Consider the following 19,260-nt stretch of genomic DNA (forward strand, 5'->3'; position numbering starts at 1 on the left):
CCATCGCCATGCCGTCTTCCGCCGCGCTCAGGCTCGACGAGCCTTCCCTTGAGCCTCACCCCGTCGAAATCCTGTCCGGCTCCGTCGAATCGGGTCTCCTGATTCTGTGCGATCACGCCTCCAACGCTGTGCCGCCCGACCTGGGCGATCTGGGCCTGCCGGAATCCGAGTTCCAGCGCCATATCGCCTATGACATCGGGGCTGCGGACGTCACCCGGTCACTGGCCCGGCGCCTCGGAGCTCCGGCGATTCTCACCCGGTTCTCGCGGCTCGTCATCGATCCCAACCGGGGGCGGGACGATCCGACCCTGGTCATGCGCCTCTCCGACGGGGCGGTGGTGCCGGGTAATGCCCGGGTGGACGAGGCCGAGGTGCAGCGGCGCATCGCCCGCTTCTACGACCCTTACGACCATGCCATCGCTCAGGCGATCCACAGGGCCATGGCGGCGGGCCATCCGCCCGTCATCGTGACGGTCCACAGCTTCACCCCGGTCTGGCGCGGCTGGCCGCGGCCCTGGCATGTGGGAATCCTGTGGGATGCGGACGACCGCTTCGCAAAGCCGCTGCTCGACGGGCTTCGGGCCGAGGAGGGGCTCGTCGTGGGCGATAACGAGCCCTATGATGGGGCGCTTGCAGGCGACACGGTCGACCGCCACGCGACCGTGCGGGGCCTGGCCAATGCGCTCATCGAGATCCGGCAGGACCTGATCGCCTCGGAAGAAGGTGCCGAGGAATGGGCCGGGCGATTCGCCCGGCTGCTCGAGCCCCTCGCCGCGCGGCCGGATCTGCGGGAGCCCAGGGCCTTCGGCACCCGCACCCGCGACCGCCTGCGCCAGCACGGAGGATGAGCCATGAAGGACATCGACGACACGACCCGCACGGAGCTGGAGGCCGCCGCCTTCCGCAGGCTCCTGGCGCATCTTCGCGAGCGCACGGACGTTCAGAACATCGACCTCATGAATCTGGCGGGATTCTGCCGGAACTGCCTGTCGAACTGGCTCAAGGACGCCGCCGACGAGCGGGGCTTAGCCCTCTCCAAGGAGGACAGCCGGACCCATGTCTACGGCATGCCTTACGAGGAGTGGAAGCAGCGCTACCAGCGCGAGGCGAGCCTGGCCCAGCTCGCCGATTTTGAGAAATCGAAGCCGGGGCATTAAAAGGGCTTCAACGAAATGACCATAACACTGGCGCCAATGCCATCAATCAGGGGTTTTTCCATTCATGGATGACGCAGCTTTCAATACCGAATCCGTCGCCGCCGACCAGCTGAAGGCCTTCATCGAGCGCATCGAGCGCCTCGAGGAGGAAAAGGCCGGAATCGCGGGCGACATCAAGGACGTCTATGCCGAGGCCAAGGGCAACGGCTTCGACACCAAGGTGATCCGCAAGATCATCTCCCTGCGGAAGCGCGATTACGCCGAGCGCCAGGAAGAAGAGGCGATCCTCGAGCTCTACATGCAGGCGCTCGGCATGGCATAGTCCGGGACGGCTCCCTCAAGTCTTCAAAAGGCCCCGCAGCGCGACCTGCGGGGCCTTCCTCATGCCTGGGGCGCATCCGGGAGGCGCAGGGCGTCCATGAGCTGCTTGCACGTGCAGCTATGTGGCATATGCGTCTCTAACGCACTCTCGGCTTTGTCGGACAAAGAGGATCGGCACCCAGCGAATCTCCATCTGGGAATCAAGTTACTTTGCGTGCGCAGAACTTAATCTGTGCCGATCGTTCTATGAGGTTCCTGCTACAAGACGAACCAGCCCTTGCTGAGGTCGAGCGAGCCTTTCAGCTTGATCACGGCTTCCGCTGCCTTGTCGCTGTCGGTGTTGAGGTAGACGTAGGTGTAGCCCTTCGTCTTCTCGTAGCGCACCTCGCCGGCCTTGCTGAAATCCTTGGTGCCGATGAAAGCGAAGTTCTGGTCGCCGCTCTTCTTCGTGTTGGCATCGATGGCCCGCAGGTCGATCCGGTCGCCGCCCTTTCCTGAGAAGTCGGCGATGGTGTCCGCCTTGCTCTTCGAGGAACTCGTCTGCCTGTCGTCGAAGACGAAGGCATCGCGGCCCGAGCCGCCGGTCAGCGTGTCCGTTCCCGAGCCGCCGCTCAGGCGGTCGTTGCCGGAACCGGCAATGAGCGCGTCGTTTCCGCTTCCTCCTTCAAGGGTGTCATTGCCTGATCCGCCATCGAGACGGTCATTGCCGGAGCTCGCCAGCAGCTTGTCATTGCCGCCCCCACCGGAAAGCCGATTTGCGCCTGCGTTCCCGTTCAGAATTTGGGAGAACTCATTGCCTGTCAGATCGAGCGAAGCCCTACCGTTCGGGGCCACGGCCCCCATGAACTCGATGGATTGCCCAGCCTGAAGGGTATAGGACCCGGACGAAAAGATCCGGTCGTCGCCATTCCCGGATATTTCGATGATCAAATCACCGCTACTCACGTAATAGATGTCGTCGCCAGCGCCTCCATCGAGTAGATCAATTCCGTCTCCGCCGTCGAGAACATCGTTGCCGGAACCACCGTCGAGCAGGTCAAGGCCCGCGCCGCCAAAGAGTGAGTCGCCGCCTCCGCCTCCTGAAAGCAGGTCTCGTCCGCCACCGCCCTTGAGGACATCGCTCAGCGCGCCACCGGTAACGACGTCATTGTTCGATCCGCCGTCGAACCTGAGCGCTTCGATCCCGGTCATCACCGTTCCATCGGTCGAAACCCAGGTCGCCGAGGGGTCTGAAAGATCAATAAATGAAGCACGGATGGAATTCGTCCGGTCGATGATGGCGAGATCGACGCCGTCTCCACCGATGAGGGTATCGTGAGCACCGCTGGCCTCGGATTGTCCAGTGCTGGTCAAAACGTCATCGCCGTCGCCGCCCTCCATCCGGTCGGCACCCATGCTGCCGTCAAGCCGATCGCTACCAGCCCCGCCCTGGAGAATGTCATCGCCATCATCGCCGGATAGAATGTCATCGCCGTCGCTAGCGACCAGCGTGTCATGTCCCGCGCTGCCGCGAAGGGTGTCCGCGAAGCGTGTTCCTACGAAGGCGTCGTTGGCACCGGTGCCGTTGAAGGTGACTGCCGAGGTGCGGGGATCGAAGATCTGTGCGCGCACGGCATAAAACGAGGGATCATCCGGGCTCTTGCTGTCGTCGGTCCAGGCGACGATGAACCGCCCGTCAAGGAGCATCGTCATCGACGCCTGTTTTTGATCCGCCTTCGTGGTCGTGTTGACGAGGAATTCGTCCCCGACCTTGCTGCCGTCGGCATTGAACACTTGCGCACGCAGAGCGGCCAGGAACGGATCATCCGGACTGTTGCTCAAGTCGGTCCAGGCCACCACGAATCCCCCGTCCGGGAGCGCCGTGATCGTTGGCGCGAACTGATAGGATGTCGTGGTCGTGTTGACGACAAACTCATTGCCGGCTTTGCTGCCGTCGGCATTGAACACCTGGGCTCGCACGGCCCAGCCTTCGGCATCGTCCCCACTTTGGCTATCGTCGGTCCAGGCAACCACGAAGCGGCCGTCCGAGAGGGTCGTGATAGTAGGCTCGAATTGTATAGATGCCGTTGCAGTGTTCACGAGGAACTCGCCACCGACTTTGCTGCCGTCGGCATTGAACACCTGGGCTCGCACCGAATAGCCGTCCGGGTCGCCCCCAAGCTGGCTACTGTCAGCCCACGCAACGACGAAGCGCCCGTCCGGAAGCGCCGTTATCGCCGGATCCCTTTGATAGCTTGAAGTGGTCGTGTTGACGAGGAACTCGCCCCCGACCTTGCTGCCGTCGGCATTGAACACTTGAGCCCGCACGGCTGAGCCAAGCGTGTCGTCCCCGCTCCCGCTGTAGTCTGACCAGGCAACGACGAATCTGCCGTCGGCGAGAGCCGTGATCGTTGGTTCCCTCTGGTCGTAGAGTGTCGTCGTATTGACGAGAAACTCATTTCCGATCCTGCTTCCATCACCATCGAAAATCTGCGCCCGCACCGCGTAGTCCGACGTGTCGCCCCCACTTTGGCTATAGTCCGACCAGGCAATGACGAAGCGCCCGCCCGGAAGCGCCGTTATCGTGGCCTCGGTCTGGTACTCTGTTGTAGAGGTGTTGACGAGGAACTCGTCTCCCGACTTGCTGCCGTCGATGTTGAATACCTGTGCTCTCAGCGCATACCCGTCGGTATCGTTGCCAGTTCGACTGAAGTCTTCCCAGGCGACGATGAAGCGCCCATCCGAGAGAACCTTAACCTTCGGCGCCTCTTGGGCGGAAGACGTTGTTGTATTGACGAGGAACTCAGGTCCCCAATGCGACGGTTTGGACATGGCGGCACCCCAGGGCGCAGGGATTGGTTGATGATGTATTGCCTATCATCGCGACGCGGCCAAGGAAATTATCCTTATTAAGAAAATATATGTCGACCTGCTCGAGGATACGCGTGTCTTCTCGTGCGCCCTAAAGTTGTTCGGAGGCGATAGATAAACTTTTCTTTGAATCTGAATAACTCTTCTCCACTCGTCCTCTTGATAGCCTCGGGCGAACTCAGGCGAAGGCCGATAGGACTTCGCCGTCGCTTCGGACGAACCATGCCACCAGGCCACAATGTCGAGCCAGTTCCACTCCACCATGGATTCCCGAGACCATCAGCGCCGTGGCCCAGGCATCAGCCACCATGCAGCTCTCTGCGAGAACCGTGACGGCAGCAACATCGTTCGCGAGCGGCGAGCCGGTGCGAGGATCCATCGTATGCGACACGCGACGGCCGTCGATCTCCGCCCCGTGCCGGTAGTTGCCGGAGGTTGCGACGGCTGCGTCCTGGAGTTCGAGGATGCCGTCGATTTCCCGCGTGCCCGCGATTGGCCTCTCCCGTGCGACGGCCCACAGACGCCTGTCGGGCTTGGGTCCGCCCGCCCGCATTTCGCCGTCGATGCCCACGAGCCAGGATTCGACCCCGAACCCGCCCATGACGCGGGCCAATTCGTCGACGCCGAAGCCCTTGGCTATTCCGGACAGGTCGAGCATCAAGGGAGCGAGCTTGCGGGCGCGGAAGCTCCCCAGGTCGAGCTGCAGCGTCTTCGGCGGATTGAACGATGCCCGGCCCGCGACAGTGGCGATCTGCGACGGATCCGGTACCCGTGAACCGCCGCCAAAGCCCCAGGCCTGGACCAAGTCGCCAACGCCGATATCGAAGGCTCCGCTGGACGCGCGACCGATCTCAAGAGCAGTCGCAAGGACCGTCGCGAGTTCGCGTGGGATCGTGACCCATTCACCTGCCGGGGTTGCGTTCAGGCGGTTGAGGTCGGATGCCGGATTCCATGTCGACATCTGCCTGTCGACCCGGTCGACCGTCTCCTGCAGCGCGGCGCCGAGCGCGACAAGGTCGAAATCGTCAGCTGCGTAGAACACGGCGGACCAGCGTGAGCCCATGGTCGGGCCGTTCAAAGTCCGGCGATGCAGGGCTGGGTTCCGAGGGAGAACGTCAGTAGACATCTTCGACATACCGTCCGCTGGATTTGAGGGTTGCGAGGTCCAGGCCGAGCGGGCGCACGACGGCATCGAGGGCATGGGTTACGGCCTGGGCCATGTCGCGCCCGCCGCAGACCAGCACCTGCGCCCCGTGCCGGATCAGCTCCTGCAGACGCGGCGCATCGGCCGCGATGCGATCCTGGACGTAGGCTCCTCCATTCGGCGTACGAGAGAAGGCGGTGTTCAGCGTAGTCAACCGCTTCTCGGCCAGATGCATGGCGAGTTCGTGCTCGTAGAGGAAGTCCGAGGACGGGCTGCGGCCACCCCAGTAGAGATGGACGGGTCGGCCAGGAGAGTTCGCCCGGACGAAGCCTGCGAGCGGACCGATGCCGGCCCCGGCGCCGATCAGGATGAGCGGCGCCCTGCCTTCGGCTGGCCGGAAGCCCGGGTTCTCGCGAATGAAGGCATCGATGCGGCCGCCAGGCTTGAGGCCATGCAGGAACGTCGAGCAGAACCCGCCCTCCCGAAGCCTCACGCAAATCTCCAGAACGCCGTCGCGGGACGAGGATGCAAGCGAATAGAAGCGCGGCATCGGGCTGTCCGGTGGCACGATGCCGACGAGATCGCCCGGCTCGAACGCCGGAAGGCGGCCGGTCTGGCCCTTTGCTCCGGCACCCGGCGCGCGGAACCTCAGGATTGCGATGGGCGCACCGACCGCGGCGCCGTAATCCTCCCGCTCGACAAGTTCCAACTCAGAGGTTTTGGGATGCACGGCGACATGCTCGAGCACAAGGTCGAGGCCGAGGGTTGCGCCGAGGTCACGTCCCCACTGGGCGAATTCCTGGGCCGACTGGCGGTCGACCCTCTTCAGCGGCAGAAGCCGCGGCCAGCCCTTCCGGTCGAGCGCGGTCGAAACCTCCTGGGCGTAGCCGCAAAAATGCGGAAAGGTGCGGTCACCGAAGCCGAGCACCGCCACCGGTAAGGCTGCGTCGAGGGCCGCGAACCGGTCGAGGAAACCTTTCGCCGATGCGGGCGCAGCGCCGTCGCCGTAGGTCGAGGTCAGGATCAACATCCTCTTCGCACTGGTATGGACGGGCGCAAGCTCGCTCATGGCCGCGATATGGACCCGGTGGCCGGCCGCGGTCAGAGCAGCGTGCAGTGTCGTGGCGAAGCCCCAGGTCGCGTTGCCTTCGCTGCCGACAAGGATCACCGTATCGGCCGAGCGGGCGGCGACGTTGTTGGCAAGGCGCGGCGGGTTCGTGCGGCGGCGCCACCAGATTGCGGCTCCTGTGATGGCGAAGGCCGGAACGCAGGCCGCCGAGAGGCCGAGCAGCAGCCCGAGCACCCACGCGCCGCGGCCGGTGTGGAGCATGACGACGACAGCCTGGACGCGTTCAAGGATGGGCGTCGGTGTGAAGACAAGGATTTCGCCAGTCGCGGCGTCGATCCGAGCCTCGCCTGCGGATGTGCGAAGGCCATAGGTATCGGTGCGGTCCTCCGGTGCTGGAAGGGTCAGCTCACGCAGGTCCGCGACATCGACGGCGCGGAGCGCCGCAAGGCTGCCGACCGGCGCCGCCGGGCCGCCGCTGGCGGTGAACGCAGGCTCCGCCAAGCTGCTCTCGGGAATGAGCCCGAAGGTGCCTGCCGACATCCACAAGCCGGTCAAGGATGAGAGCATCAGACCGAGTGCGGCGAAACGGCCGAGTTCTCCGTGCCAGCATTGAGCCGCCGTGCCACGGATCGGCTGTAGAAAGGCCCGCCAACCGCCGAGACGGCGCGCGAGCAGCCAAAGACCCGAGGCCGTGAGCACGAGCATCGCGCCTGCACCGATCGCGCCCGCCGCACGACCGGCATCGCCCACCAGGAGCGAGCGGTGCAGGTTGGTCACGAAGCGGGTGAACTCCGAAGGCTGGTATGGACCGAGACCCGCGCCGGTGGCAGGATCGACCAGTTCGACACCCTTGGTGTCGCCATCGCTATAGGTGACGGTGAGCGCACCGGTCGGACGCCGGGCGATCTTATCGACGCTGCCGTGGCGCGATGCGACGGCTTCGGCCAGTGCCGCGACGCTGACGCCGCGCTCGATCGGCGGATGGGTTGCGCGATCGAGCGCAGGATCAATGGAGAGTATCGTGCCCGAGACGGCGATGACGGTCAGCAGGAGCGCTAGCACGAGGCCCGGCAGGGAATGGATGCGGCGAAGCATGAGGCAATGCTCCGGATGGATCAGAAAGAAGCCAGGAAGGACTTGATGTAGCCCTTGCCGGGCGATGGATTGCCGGCAGAGCCGGTCGATAGCGGGACGACGATTTCCGATGGATTGTCCATTCCGTCCTCGACCGCGGTGTCGACGCGGACCTGATAGCCTGCGTCGATCATGGCGTCGGCAATATCGGCCGTGATCTTGAGCGTCTTGCCCGAGCCGATGCTCGCGCCGGTGATGCCATCGATTTCGGTGGCCGCCCCCCCGGACATGCGCTGCCAGTCGGAGAGGTGCCGATAATATTTGGCCTTGCCTCCCGCCATCCACAGGGTGCCGCGGTACTTGCCCGCCGCATCGGTAACGTAGAGGGCCACATAGGCCCCGTTGCCCCCGTAGTTCTTGAGCGTCGCCTCGAAAGTGACCGGACGAGCGAAGGCGAGGCTCGGGGCGACGAGCGCGGTCGCGGCCGCGAGCGCAGGCATGAGCGCTTTCATTGTTCTGCTCCTGGAGATGCTGGACAGGTGGAGAGTGCCGGTCACTGGACCTGGACCTTGGGCCGGCTGTTGCCGTTGAAGAGGCCGCTGTCCGGGACAGGCGCGGCGGGTTTGGCGGGGCCGTTCTGCGGCATCATCCCCCGGCTGCCATCCTCGTCGTCATCGTCGTCATCATCGTGGTGACGCCGATCACGCTTGGCGATGCGATCCTTGCTCGCGAGGAGGACAGGGCGGTCGCCTTGGCCGACCGTCTCGGAGCCCGTGTTTCGCTCATGCCGGTCTGCCGCTCGAAAACCGTTCTCACCGGATGCAGCGGCCAACGCGAGGCCGGCCGTCGTGGCTGAGAGGAGCAGGGCTGCTCCGACGATGAAGTGCTTGTGCATGGTGTCGTCTCCCGGCTGTTTGCTTGCCGGAGAGGACAGTCGCACCCGATCCTGACGACCACCTGAACCGTTTGCGAATTTGCTTTCAGCTTCCTGTCAGGCTTGTGGCCATTGCAGGGCGCGATGCTTCGGCCGGAGCGACCTTCAGACTCACCGTTGGCCGACGGAACCTGATTCGACTGTGTCGTTTCCCAGGTGGACCGTCGCGCGAAAGCCGTCGGCTTTTCCCGGGATCGGTGAAACCAGTTCGAGCACCAAGCCTGCACCTCGACAGATGGCGGCGGCAATAGCAAGCCCGAGACCGGATCCCTCCGCAGCGGTCTGGCCGCGCTCGAACGGGCGCGTCAGGCGGGCCAGTCGGTCGGCTGGCACAACCCCGCCGTGATTGGAAACTTCGAACAATCCATCGGCGAGCCTCACCGTGACCGACCGGTCGGGATCTCCGTGCTTGACCGCGTTCTCGATGAGGTTACGCGCCAGGACCGCGAAGGCGTCGGGATCCAGGTCGGACGGCGGGCCGCCATCGGCCGGAATCGAGACCTCAAGCCGGTCGCCGCAATCCGCTTGGCGGCTCACCTCTTCGATGACATGGCACAGCACAGGTCCGAGCGGCGCCGGGGTTTCGGCCAGAAGCCCTCCGCCTTCTGCCTTGGCGAGCTGCAGGAGCTTTTCCGACAGGCGCGACAGACGGCGCAGCGCCGTCTCGACCGAGCGGGCGCGGTCGCGCCGCATGTCGTCCGGCAGTTCGGAGATCAAGCGCTGCGTCTGCGCCAGCGCAGCTGCGATCGGTGTGCGTAACTCGTGGGCACTGTTGGCCGTGAAGCTGCGCTCGGCCTCAAGCGTTCCCCGCAGCCGCCCGATCAGCGCGTTGACCGAAGCCGCCATCGGCGCGATCTCATCGGGCAAGCCTTCGGTCGCGATCGGCATCAGGTTGCCGCGCCCCCGAGACTCGATAGCGGCCCGGAACACGACCATGGGCTTCAGTGAGAGGCGGACCGCCGCCCAAACGCCGAGAAGCGCAATCGGGATCAATGCCGCCAGGGGCCATATCAGCGCAGTCATCGCACGCATGACGGCTGCACGCCTGTGCGTGAGATCCTCGGCCGTGGTCACAATGATCGTGCCCTGGACGGCGGCCTCGGTGTAGGTGCGCAGACGGTCGGTCGTATGAAAGCCCGGCGGCAGATCGCGCGGGATCTTCAGGCGATCCGCGTCGCTGGACTGAAGGAGCTCCCGGCCCTGGGCATCGCGGACCACGTAGGTGATGTATTCCCGATGCGGACCGACCGGTGCCATGCGCTGTGTCGTATTGTCCGCATCGCGCGCGAGCACCTCGGCATAGGCGAGGGGAAGGATGCGCTGAGCGACCTCCTGCAGGGCGCTGTCGAAGACCTCGTCGACTTCTCGGCGCAGCACGAGGCCTGCCACGGTGGAGGCGGCCAACCAAAGAACCGCCATGCCAGCGGCGAGCCCAACCCCCAGGCGACGGCGAAGGCTCGACCGTGCGAAACCGAATGGAAGCTTCATTCACGGCTCCCGGGAGCGCCGAGACGGTAGCCCATGCCGCGCACGGTCTCGATCGCATCTGCACCGAGCTTCTTGCGCAGGCGGGCGATGTAGACCTCGATCGTGTTGCTCTCGATCAGGGCGTCGAACGAGTAGAGCCGCTCCTCGAGCTGCGCCTTCGACAGGAGTGCGTTCGGCCGCTGGACGAAGGCTTCGAACAGCGCCCATTCCCGTGCCGTCAGCGGCATTGGCTTGCCTGCCCGGTAGATCGAGCGTGCGGCGAGGTCGACCTCAAGATCGCCGACGGTGACGAGCGGGTTCGGATTGCCGGAATAACGCCGGCCGACCGCGCGGATGCGGGCCGAGAGCTCGAACAGATCGAAGGGTTTCACCAGGTAGTCGTCCGCACCGGAATTGAGGCCGGCAATACGGTCGGAAATCTGGTCGCGGGCGGTGAGGATGATGACCGGCGTGACGTCCCCGGCGGCGCGGCGCTTCTTCAGGAAATCGAGGCCCCGGCCGTCGGGCAGCATCAGGTCGAGCAGGACCAGATCGTAGGCTGCGGCATGGATCGCGGCGGCAGCCTCGTCCAGGCGCTTCATCCAGTCGACCGAATGCCCGTCGGCCAGGATCTGGTCGCGAACCGCCATGCCCAGGACGGGATCGTCTTCGACCAGCAAGATGCGCATCGGGAACCTCAGTTGAACTTGCGCCACATTAGCGCGTTCGTCGGCGGATTGGAGCCGTAAAATTCGCCATGGCGTTCAGGTGAATGTCAGGTCAGGGTGCTATCGGAATGGATTGCGTGCCAAAGTCGGGAGTGTCGGTGGTGAGAAATTTGGTATGGGCGGCGATCCTGTCGGTCTGCCTGGGCGCCGCGCCGGTCGCGGCCGGCGAGCGGTGCAACGTGCCGCTTGCGGACTGGCAGCCGCGCGAGGCTCTGCAGAAGAAGCTGGCCGACGAAGGCTGGACAGTTCTGTCGATCCGCTCCGACGATGGGTGCTACAAGGTGAAGGCCACGAATCCACGCGGCGAGCGGCTTGAGGCGAAATATGATCCCGGTAGCCTGGAGCTTATCCGCCGTAAGGGTAAGGATGACGACGATTAAGCTTCGCCCCGAGAGACACGGCAGATCAAGCCCCTGGCATTAAACGGTCAAATGAAAGGCGCACCGGAGCGCAATTCCCAGATACGCAGCCGGTTTGTGGCCTCCATGCATCAACCGGCCTGCCATCGGGAGCGGGCAGGGAATCATTGCCCTCTTCAAACTTCGCAGAAGGACCGGGCCCGTTTCGCAAGGGACGTTTCATGTAAACTTGCGGAGACACCGGTCAGCCCCATTTCATTGGCTTAAGGTGAGCACGCCCGCCGCATTGTCGCTGACGGCTTGGGCATGCCGTCGGTTTCAAGGCAGATGCCTCCCACCAAAGATTGTCGCGACATTGCCTTCGCGATGTCGCGCTCTCGAGAACCACCGTGACGATCATGTCAGCCAGAATCTGATGGCGAGGCTGACCGCTCCCGTTGCACCAACGCCGGCGGCCCAAAGGCCGATGAACCACAGCCAGCGGCGCAAGGCGGAGTTCGGTTCGGTCACGGTATCCATCAGTGATATCCTTCGTGTCCGGTCTTGCCGCGGAATACCCAGTACGCGTACCCGGTATAAGCAAGGATGGTCGGGATCAGTACGCTTGCGCCAACCAGCATGAATCGGAGGCTCACTTGCGGTGTCGCGGCCTCATGAATGGTGACGGCGTTCGGCACCACGTAGGGAAACATACTGATCCCGAGGCCGATCAGGCACAGGCCGAACAGGCTCAGCGTCAGCAGGAACGGCCAGTATTCCCAGCGGCGCACCAGGCCTACCAGAAGCATTCCCGAGCAGAGGCCGACCAGTAGCGGTACCTGCGCGGTGAACAGCACCTGCGGCCAATCGAACCAGCGCTCATAATAAGCGCCGTTTAGGAACGGCGTCACTGCGCTCACCGCGCCGATGCAGACGATCAGCGCAGGAGCCAGCTTGACGGCGAGGCGGAAGCTGTGGCTCTGGACGGCACCCTCGGTCTTCATGATCAGCCAAGTCGCGCCGAGCAGCGCATAGCCGATCACAAGGCTCACCCCGACCAAAAGACTGAACGGCGTGAGCCAGTCCCACCAGCCGCCGGCGTAGGAGCGTTCCTCGACCACAATGCCCTGGAGCAAGGCACCGAGCGTTATGCCCTGTGCCAGCGTGGCGACGAGCGAGCCGGTGGTGAAGGCGAAGTCCCAGTAGCGGCGGTGGCCGGGATCGCGCCAGCGGAACTCGAAGGCGACGCCGCGAAAGATCAGCGCCAGCACCATGGCGATGATCGGCGCGTAGAGAGCCGGCAAGATGATGGCGTAGGCGAGCGGGAAGGCCGCCATCAGGCCGCCGCCGCCGAGCACGAGCCAAGTCTCGTTGCCGTCCCAAACCGGTGCGACCGAGTTCATAGCGCTGTCGCGCTCAGGTCCTGGCGCGAAGAACGGGAACAGGATGCCGATACCGAGATCGAATCCGTCCATCACTACATAGGCAAAGACAGCAAAGGCGATGATGAAGGCCCAGAGTGTGGGCAGATCGAGAAGCGGTGTCACGGTTCACGCCTCCGCGCCAAGGGTGCGGGCCGGGTTAACGGCCGGGGCCGGTGTGATGCCGGCGGTGCGGATGGGATGGTCGGGACCGGGCTCAGGCCCGGTTTCACCCGGATGCGGAGCTTTGCTCATGAGCTTGAGGATGTACCCGGTGCCGGCGCCGAACACGATGAAGTAGACGACGATGAAGGTCAGCAGCGATACGGCCACCGCCGGCGCCTCGAGCGGTGAGGCTGACGCTGCGGTCTTGAGCAGGCCGTAGACCGTGAACGGCTGCCGCCCGACCTCGGTGGTCACCCAGCCGGCGATCACGGCCACGAAGCCTGCCGGACCCATGGCCAGGGCCAGCCAGTGCAGCGGACGCCAATCGAAGAGGCGCCCTCGAAAGCGTGCCCACAGGCTGAGCATTCCGAGTCCCAGCATGAGGAAGCCCAAGCCCACCATGATGCGGAACGACCAGAACACCACTGGCACATAGGGCCAGTTGGCGCGGTCGACCGTGTCGAGCCCGTTCATGGGTGCATTGAAGTCATGCTTGAGGATCAGCGAGGATGCTTTCGGGATCTCGATTGCATAGCGGACCGTACCGGCCTCTTGGTCGGGGATTCCGAACAGGATTAGAGGGGCGCCGTCAGGGTGGCTTTCGAAGTGCCCTTCCATCGCCATGACCTTGGCGGGCTGGTGCTCAAGCGTGTTGAGGCCGTGCATGTCGCCCGCAACGATCTGGAGCGGGGCGACGAGTGCCACCATGCCCATCGCCATCGAGAACATCACCCTCGCGCCCTTGTTGGTGCGGTCGCGCAGAAGATGCCACGCCCCGACGCCACCTACCACCAGGGCCGTGGTGAGATAGGCCGCCATCACGGTGTGCACCAGGCGATAGGGAAAGGACGGGTTGAAGATGTTGGCCCACCAATCCTCGGGCACGAACTGTCCGGCTTCATTCACGCTGTAGCCGGCCGGTGTTTGCATCCAAGAGTTGGCCGAGAGAATCCAGAAAGCCGAGATGAATGTGCCAATCGCCACGGCAAGAGTCGCGGTGTAATGCAGCTTCCGGCCGACCCGGCCCATGCCGAACAGCATAATACCGAGGAACCCTGCCTCCAGGAAGAACGCGGTCATGACCTCATAGGCCATCAGCGGCCCGATGACCGGCCCAGCCTTGTCGGAGAACACCGACCAGTTGGTGCCGAATTGGTAAGACATGACGATGCCCGAGACTACGCCCATGGCAAAGGCGAGCGCAAAGATCTTAAGCCAGTACCTGAATAGGTTGAGGTAGACCTCACGCCCGGTCCACAGCCACAACCCTTCCAGAACGGCCAGGTAGCTCGCTAACCCGATTGAAAAGGCCGGGAAGATGAAGTGGAATGAGACCGTGAACGCAAACTGGAACCGCGCCAGGAGCAGGGCGTCAAACTGATCAAACATGTCACTTATCCTTGGCGTCGTCGGGGCGGCCCTTCCTGGATCCCGGCACAACGAAGAGGCGGTCTTTCATCTCCAGGATCTTCTGCACCTTCGATCCCAGCGTCAGGAGCTGGACGAGGCGCTCGGTGTCGAGCCGCTGCACGTCGGCGTACCAGCCGGTAAGCAGCTCGAAGAGGTCGTGCATCTCGCGCATGCGATCCTGGGCATGGCGTTCCTCGGCGCTGGCGGGCTCCTGCATCAGCACCTCGCGCAAGAGGCTCATGGTCGGGTCGATCTCCCGCTTCTTGCGCTCCTCGACCAGGGTACGGACGATCTGCCAGATGTCGTCAGGTGTCGAGAAGTAGTCACGCCGATCACCGGGCTTGTGCTGGAGCCGGACAAGGTTCCAGGCTTGGAGCTCTTTAAGACCCATGCTGACGTTTGAGCGCGATACGCCGATCCGCTCGACGATGTCCTCGGCGTTCAAGGGCTCCTTGGACAGATACAGCAGGGCGTAGATCTGGCCGACAGTGCGGTTGATCCCCCAGCGGGAGCCCATTTCACCGAAGTGCAGCACAAAGGTCTGGACGAGGGGCGGGAGGTTCATGTCGATTCCGAAATTTCAGAATTTTCTGAAATATTGGACACGCATTGATCCAAGTCAAGTGAACACATCGACCCCGTGTCCGCGACGGTCAGCTATCCCCCCGAACTGATCGTTGAGGATATCCTCATTGTTGAGTGGCCAACGGGCCGGTTTGCATCGATCCGCGTCGAAAGACTTCATTTCGGCTTTGGCCTCTATGGATGCTCTCTTGCAGGATGTCTCAAGACAGGCAGAAAATGTGATGTAATTTTGTAAAGAATGCCGGGCAATGCCGGCCAGAACGCGAAGTTTGAGAGGGCGTTTGCGGCTGAATAGTTCAGTGCGGAGGCGATCATGGTTCCAACGGCTGGCGCAGCCGGAGCAATTCGCCAATCGTGGGTGTCAAACCTTTGAGGTGCGGATGAAACAGCCTTTTGCTGGCGTCACGGGTATTATGGGAAGGTCAGGCGCTTCCGATTGAACGGCGTCCACGCAAAATCCAGCGAGGCAGCAGAATGAGTCGGCTGCTACGGCGTGGTTGGTCTCCTCCGCGCATGACGAGTACCCACGCAAGAGCATCCCGAGAAACAAGCTGTGCCATAGTGCCTTTATGGTGAAATACACTATGGTGCGGCTCGACGGCCCGATGGGCGGAGCTTTGCTCGCTACCGCGGGAAACGCTTTGACGAAGCTAGCTTTGAGAAGCCGATAGGACGACAGAATGTCTGATATTTTGCAGATCGCCATGGGCGTACAGCGGGCATGGGCTCTACCGGGCCAACCTGGCGCGACGTTGGAGGCTGCTGGGGAAGCCTTCGCGGAAGCCGTGGGATATCGCCTTTATACCGTGACCCAGATGCTGAGCGGGGGGCGTGAGGTCGAGCGGATCTACTCGACGAACATCGCCATATATCCGGTCGGCGGCCGCAAGCCGGTTCTGCCGAACGCGTATACGCAGCGCGTGCGCACCGAGATGCGGCCGTTTCTGGCGAAAACCCCCGCCGAGTTCGCGCCGCTGTTTCCCGATCACGAGACGATCACGGGCCTCGGCCTCGGATGCGTCATGAACCTTCCCGTCGTCTTTAACGGCGATGTGCTCGGGACGGTGAACCTGCTTGATAGAGAAGGCGCCTATCACGAGCAGCACGTCGAACGGGCCATGCTGATCGCCCAGCAGATCGTGCCGGTGCTTCTTTCGGGAAAAGCATAAGTCGGCTGATGATCTCATGGAGCGCCGTGCCAACGTGCAGGTTGACCACGGAGGACAAGGCTTCGACACCAAGGTGATCCGCAAGATCATCTCCCTGCGGAAGCGCGATTACGCCGAGCGCCAGGAAGAAGAGGCGATCCTCGAGCTCTCCATGCAGGCGCTCGGCATGGCATAGTCCGGGACGCCTCTCTCAAGTCTTCAAAAGGCTCTGCAGGGCGACCTGCGGGGCCTTTCTCATGCCTGGGGCGCATCGGGGAGGCGCAGGGCGTCCAGTATCGCGACGGTTTGCGGGGGCAGGGGCGTCGAGCGGCGCGTCTGCTGGTCCACCATCACGATGGCGGCCTCCGCCGTCGCCACGAGGCGTCCGTCGTTGAACATGCCCTGAGCCAGGGTGAACGAGCTGCGTCCCATGCGCACCACGCCCGTGCCGATCTTGACCCGGCCGGGCCAGAAGAGTTCAGCCCGGAAATCGATCTGCAGGCGGGCTATGACGAAACTCCGGCCTTCAGGGGCCAAAGGACGCTCCGGATCGTACATGAAAGCGACGCGCCCGATTTCCGAAAAGGTCGCGAAGACCGCGTTGTTCACGTGCCCCTGCCGGTCGAGATCGGCGAAGCGGATATCGGTGGAGGTCCGGCTCGGGTAGGCCTCCAGAGGGCGAAGGGCGTCGGGGGCGGTCATCATGGGTCTCCCGTGGGACTGCCATAGAATACGGATTGCCTAACGGTTCAAGTGCCTCCCCTACGCCGGTCGGCTCACGTTTCACGCTCGCTCCCCACGCTCCGCTTCTCTATAGATTTTCCTGGATTCAAAATGTGGAGGGACGCATGAAGCGCGCGCGAAACGAAGTGACGGAGCCTCAGGACGCCGAAGCGCGGCGCAGGATCCGCCCGGTCATCTGCTATCCTGTCGACACCCTGCCGCGGCCGGACATCGCCGCCTACCGGGCCGCTCGCGAGGGATGGAAGAAGGTGAGCGAAGTCGTCGTGCCGCCGCGCGATGCCCGGTGCTTCCAGGTGCCGGCCGGGTCGTTCTTCCGGATCGTCAGCATCGAGGGGCCGCAGGTGGGCGACCTCAATCTCTGGTCGGCGCAGGACATCGGCGAGCGCTTCTTCTCCGGCAAGACGCGGGCGCTGCACGGCACGCATCTCTCCACCGGGGACCAGCTCTGGTCGAACCTGCCGCATCTTCGCCCCATGGCGACCATCACGCACGATACCCTCGACTGGTACGGCTTCGACGAATACGGCGGCTCGGTGCATGACGTGATCGGCACGCGCTGCGATCCCTACACGCACAAGCTCCTCTCCGGTCACGAGTACCACCATTGCTGCCATTCCAACCTGACCCGCGCGCTCGCGCAGCGCCTGGGTCGGCCGAAGGAGGAGGTCGAGCCTGCGGTCCACGACGTGCTCAACGTCTTCATGTGCACGGGATTCACGCGCGACACGGGGCAGTACTTCATGAAGGCGAGCCCCGTCCGGCCGGGCGATTATCTCGAGTTCTTCGCCGAGATCGACCTTCTGGGCGCGCTCTCCGCCTGCCCGGGCGGCGATTGCAGCACGGAGCATTCGAGCGATCTGGCCGCCTGCCATCCGCTGCTCGTGGAAATCTACAGGCCGAAGGCGCCGCCTTTGGGCTGGACCTCCCCGCCGCGCAACGGCTACAGCCGCAGGCACGAAGACTGAAACGGGAAGGGCCCCGCGCGGGGCCCTTGTCATGAGAAAATCGATCAAGCCCGAACGTGCGGATCCACGTCCGGGCCGATGCTTCAGCGCACCACAGGCAGCGGCTTGACCGCGGGGCCCGTGAAGCGGTTCGTCGCCAGGTCGCCCACGGGCTTGCTGGAGAAGCCCATATGGAGGCTCGGCTGGGACGACATCAGGGCGCTCAGCGCCGTGGCCGGGGGTTTGGCGGCAGCCGGAGCCTGCGGCGCGGCGGCAGGCTGGGGCTTGAGCTTCGTATCCCTGGACGTGGAGCCCGTGACCTGGACCGGGATATCGGCCGGGTTTGCGGCGGCGACCTGGATCGGGCGCAGGTCGGGCCGGGGCGGCGGCAGGGGAGCGGCGACGGCCTCCGCTGCCGGTTCCGCCGCGCCGCGCAGTTCCGCCAGAACGGGGATCGGGTTCGAAGCCGCGAGCGAGCCGGGCCGGGCCGGAGGCAGGGGCGCATAGGCGAGGGCGACCGTACCGGCGGGGCCGTCGTCGTTCATGTCGTCCGCATCCGGCCGTCGCGGCGGCATGGGCGCGAAGGCCATGCCCTTGGCGATGCTCATCCCGTCCGATCCTTGCGCCTCAGGCCCCTGCTGCCAGGCGAGCGTCGGGCCCGACGCGGTCTGGACGGTGCCGGGAGCGCCGTTGATCCGGGTCGGCGGCAGCGGCGCGGATTGAGGCGGCGTCAGGTCCTCGCGCAGGGCCGGCGCCATGGCCGCCACCACGGCGGGAGCGGGAGGCTCGGGTTGCGGCTGGGGCGCGACCGGGGCGCGGCGGGCCGCCGGAGCCGGCTGCATCGCCGCATAGATCGAGGAGCTCGAATCGCTCGCGTAATAGTCGTCCTGCTGCGGCTGCTGCCTGGAGGCCAGGAGCGCCCGGCCGGGCCGCGAGGCGGTGCGGATCTCCTCCGCATCCTCGTCCTCGTCGGCGCCGCCGCCGAACAAGGTGGCCCAGAAGCTCTTGCGGCGCGGCTGCGAAACGGCCTCCTCCGCATCCGCATAGGCCGTGTAGCCGGCCACGGTGCCGCCCTTGGCGAGCACCTCGGCGCGGGCGAGCTCGTAGCCGGGCAGGGGCTTGCCGTCGGACGGGATATGCACGGTCTTCCCATCAGGGAAGAGGCGGGCAAGCTGGTCGCGGGTCATGCGCGGCCAGGCGCGCACGCTGCCGACATCGAGATGGACGAAGGGCGTGTAGGCGTTGGGGTAATAGCCGACACCGCCGTTCTGGAGACGCATGCCGATGGCGCACAATTGCGCGGAGGACACGTCGGGCAGGTAGAAATCCATGGCCTTGCCCTGCATGTGCTGGCTGTTCTTGGCCACGGCGCTCGATCGACGACGGAGCATGGAATTGGTATGCGGGGAGCGATAGCCGGAGTTCACATGAATGGGCGCGCTCGAGCCGACCTCCCGGTAGACCTCCCAGACCGTATCGAACAGGCGCGGATCCATCCGTGTGGGCTCGTCCCGACGCCAGTCGCGGAGAAACCAGTTGAGCTGCTGCAGGGCCGCCGAATCGTACTGACCGTTGCGCCTGAAGGTGACGGTGAGGCTTTCCTTGGTGTTGTTGTTGTAAAGGGACAGCGTGCGGGTGTCGCCGTTGGCGACGGCATCCTGCGTGCCGCGCACCCCGCCTGCCATGACGGCCAGAAAAGCCGCAAGACCGATGCCCACGCGCCGCGTCGCGCGGTCCTTACGCAATACTCTCACTGTGGTA

The 19,260-nt window shown here is 64.3% G+C and carries 19 protein-coding genes and 1 pseudogene; 7 read left to right on the top strand and 13 right to left on the bottom strand.

The window, feature by feature from the left end; translation table 11 throughout:
* The first annotated feature begins 8 nt into the window (after positions 1–8).
* From L879_RS0112640 to L879_RS0112650, 3 genes are all read left to right on the top strand, one after another.
* Positions 9–848: an N-formylglutamate amidohydrolase gene (locus L879_RS0112640; protein ID WP_027316425.1), complete on the top strand. Its 840-nt coding sequence runs from the start codon at positions 9–11 to the stop codon at positions 846–848.
* A gap of 3 nt (positions 849–851) precedes the next feature.
* A complete protein-coding gene (locus L879_RS0112645; RefSeq protein ID WP_027316426.1) occupies positions 852–1,157 on the top strand; it encodes a DUF1244 domain-containing protein in 306 nt (101 codons plus the stop codon).
* Between the two features lie 64 nt (positions 1,158–1,221).
* The gene (locus L879_RS0112650) at positions 1,222–1,479 is read left to right on the top strand and encodes a DUF2312 domain-containing protein (RefSeq protein ID WP_027316427.1); all 258 of its coding nucleotides are present in this window, start codon (positions 1,222–1,224) and stop codon (positions 1,477–1,479) included.
* Positions 1,480–1,736: 257 nt separating this feature from the next.
* Here the strand turns inward: L879_RS0112650 and L879_RS23645 are convergent, their stop codons facing one another.
* From L879_RS23645 to L879_RS0112685, 7 genes are all read right to left on the bottom strand, one after another.
* On the bottom strand, positions 1,737–4,289 hold the full coding sequence (locus tag L879_RS23645) for a calcium-binding protein (RefSeq protein WP_051435285.1): 2,553 nt from the start codon (positions 4,287–4,289) through the stop codon (positions 1,737–1,739).
* Positions 4,290–4,506: 217 nt separating this feature from the next.
* Positions 4,507–5,454 (bottom strand): FAD:protein FMN transferase, encoded by a 948-nt coding sequence (locus L879_RS0112660; protein WP_035459567.1) that lies wholly within the window; start codon positions 5,452–5,454, stop codon positions 4,507–4,509.
* Positions 5,444–7,636 carry a PepSY domain-containing protein gene (locus L879_RS0112665; RefSeq protein WP_027316429.1) on the bottom strand — a complete coding sequence of 731 codons (2,193 nt, stop codon included), beginning with the start codon at positions 7,634–7,636 and terminating at the stop codon, positions 5,444–5,446. Before L879_RS0112665 ends, L879_RS0112660 begins: the two co-directional genes overlap by 11 nt.
* A gap of 20 nt (positions 7,637–7,656) precedes the next feature.
* Positions 7,657–8,127, bottom strand: a complete 471-nt coding sequence (locus L879_RS0112670) for a DUF2271 domain-containing protein (RefSeq protein WP_027316430.1) — start codon at positions 8,125–8,127, stop codon at positions 7,657–7,659.
* Between the two features lie 41 nt (positions 8,128–8,168).
* On the bottom strand, positions 8,169–8,510 hold the full coding sequence (locus L879_RS21575) for a hypothetical protein (protein WP_035459513.1): 342 nt from the start codon (positions 8,508–8,510) through the stop codon (positions 8,169–8,171).
* Positions 8,511–8,660: 150 nt separating this feature from the next.
* Positions 8,661–10,037, bottom strand: coding sequence for a sensor histidine kinase (locus L879_RS21580; protein WP_051435286.1), 1,377 nt, complete (start codon positions 10,035–10,037; stop codon positions 8,661–8,663).
* Positions 10,034–10,705, bottom strand: coding sequence for a response regulator transcription factor (locus L879_RS0112685; protein ID WP_027316431.1), 672 nt, complete (start codon positions 10,703–10,705; stop codon positions 10,034–10,036). The genes L879_RS21580 and L879_RS0112685 overlap by 4 nt, the downstream gene beginning before the upstream one ends.
* 137 nt (positions 10,706–10,842) lie before the next feature.
* On the opposite strand from L879_RS0112685, the gene L879_RS0112690 reads away from it, so the two are divergent.
* Positions 10,843–11,124, top strand: coding sequence for a PepSY domain-containing protein (locus L879_RS0112690; protein WP_438268109.1), 282 nt, complete (start codon positions 10,843–10,845; stop codon positions 11,122–11,124).
* 375 nt (positions 11,125–11,499) lie between these two features.
* Here the strand turns inward: L879_RS0112690 and L879_RS24085 are convergent, their stop codons facing one another.
* The 4 genes from L879_RS24085 to L879_RS0112710 are packed head-to-tail and all read right to left on the bottom strand — an operon-like array spanning position 11,500 to position 14,643.
* Complete coding sequence (locus L879_RS24085; RefSeq protein ID WP_210163821.1) at positions 11,500–11,622, bottom strand: DUF2474 domain-containing protein; 123 nt, start codon at positions 11,620–11,622, stop codon at positions 11,500–11,502.
* Positions 11,622–12,629 carry a cytochrome d ubiquinol oxidase subunit II gene (cydB, locus tag L879_RS0112700; RefSeq protein ID WP_027316433.1) on the bottom strand — a complete coding sequence of 336 codons (1,008 nt, stop codon included), beginning with the start codon at positions 12,627–12,629 and terminating at the stop codon, positions 11,622–11,624. Before cydB ends, L879_RS24085 begins: the two co-directional genes overlap by 1 nt.
* A gap of 3 nt (positions 12,630–12,632) precedes the next feature.
* Complete coding sequence (locus tag L879_RS0112705) at positions 12,633–14,057, bottom strand: cytochrome ubiquinol oxidase subunit I (RefSeq protein WP_027316434.1); 1,425 nt, start codon at positions 14,055–14,057, stop codon at positions 12,633–12,635.
* 1 nt (position 14,058) lies between these two features.
* Positions 14,059–14,643 (bottom strand): GbsR/MarR family transcriptional regulator, encoded by a 585-nt coding sequence (locus L879_RS0112710; protein ID WP_027316435.1) that lies wholly within the window; start codon positions 14,641–14,643, stop codon positions 14,059–14,061.
* 835 nt (positions 14,644–15,478) lie between these two features.
* Between L879_RS0112710 and L879_RS21585 the strand changes: the two genes are divergently transcribed.
* Entirely contained in the window at positions 15,479–15,832 is a 354-nt protein-coding gene (locus L879_RS21585) for a GAF domain-containing protein (protein WP_438268112.1), read from the top strand.
* A pseudogene (locus L879_RS23265) lies at positions 15,822–16,007 on the top strand (DUF2312 domain-containing protein); the annotation flags it as partial. The gene L879_RS21585 and the pseudogene L879_RS23265, both read left to right, overlap by 11 nt.
* A 59-nt stretch (positions 16,008–16,066) precedes the next feature.
* Here the strand turns inward: L879_RS23265 and L879_RS0112725 are convergent.
* Positions 16,067–16,516, bottom strand: coding sequence for an acyl-CoA thioesterase (locus L879_RS0112725; protein WP_245265229.1), 450 nt, complete (start codon positions 16,514–16,516; stop codon positions 16,067–16,069).
* 143 nt (positions 16,517–16,659) lie between these two features.
* On the opposite strand from L879_RS0112725, the gene L879_RS0112730 reads away from it, so the two are divergent.
* Positions 16,660–17,520, top strand: coding sequence for an urea carboxylase-associated family protein (locus L879_RS0112730; protein ID WP_027316437.1), 861 nt, complete (start codon positions 16,660–16,662; stop codon positions 17,518–17,520).
* An 83-nt stretch (positions 17,521–17,603) separates the two neighbouring features.
* Here L879_RS0112730 and L879_RS24290 read toward each other — a convergent pair whose 3' ends face one another.
* On the bottom strand, positions 17,604–19,253 hold the full coding sequence (locus L879_RS24290; protein WP_438268110.1) for a peptidoglycan L,D-endopeptidase MepK: 1,650 nt from the start codon (positions 19,251–19,253) through the stop codon (positions 17,604–17,606).
* Between the last annotated feature and the right edge of the window lie 7 nt (positions 19,254–19,260).

This window comes from Microvirga flocculans ATCC BAA-817 (assembly GCF_000518665.1).
In the GTDB taxonomy this organism is placed as follows: domain Bacteria; phylum Pseudomonadota; class Alphaproteobacteria; order Rhizobiales; family Beijerinckiaceae; genus Microvirga; species Microvirga flocculans.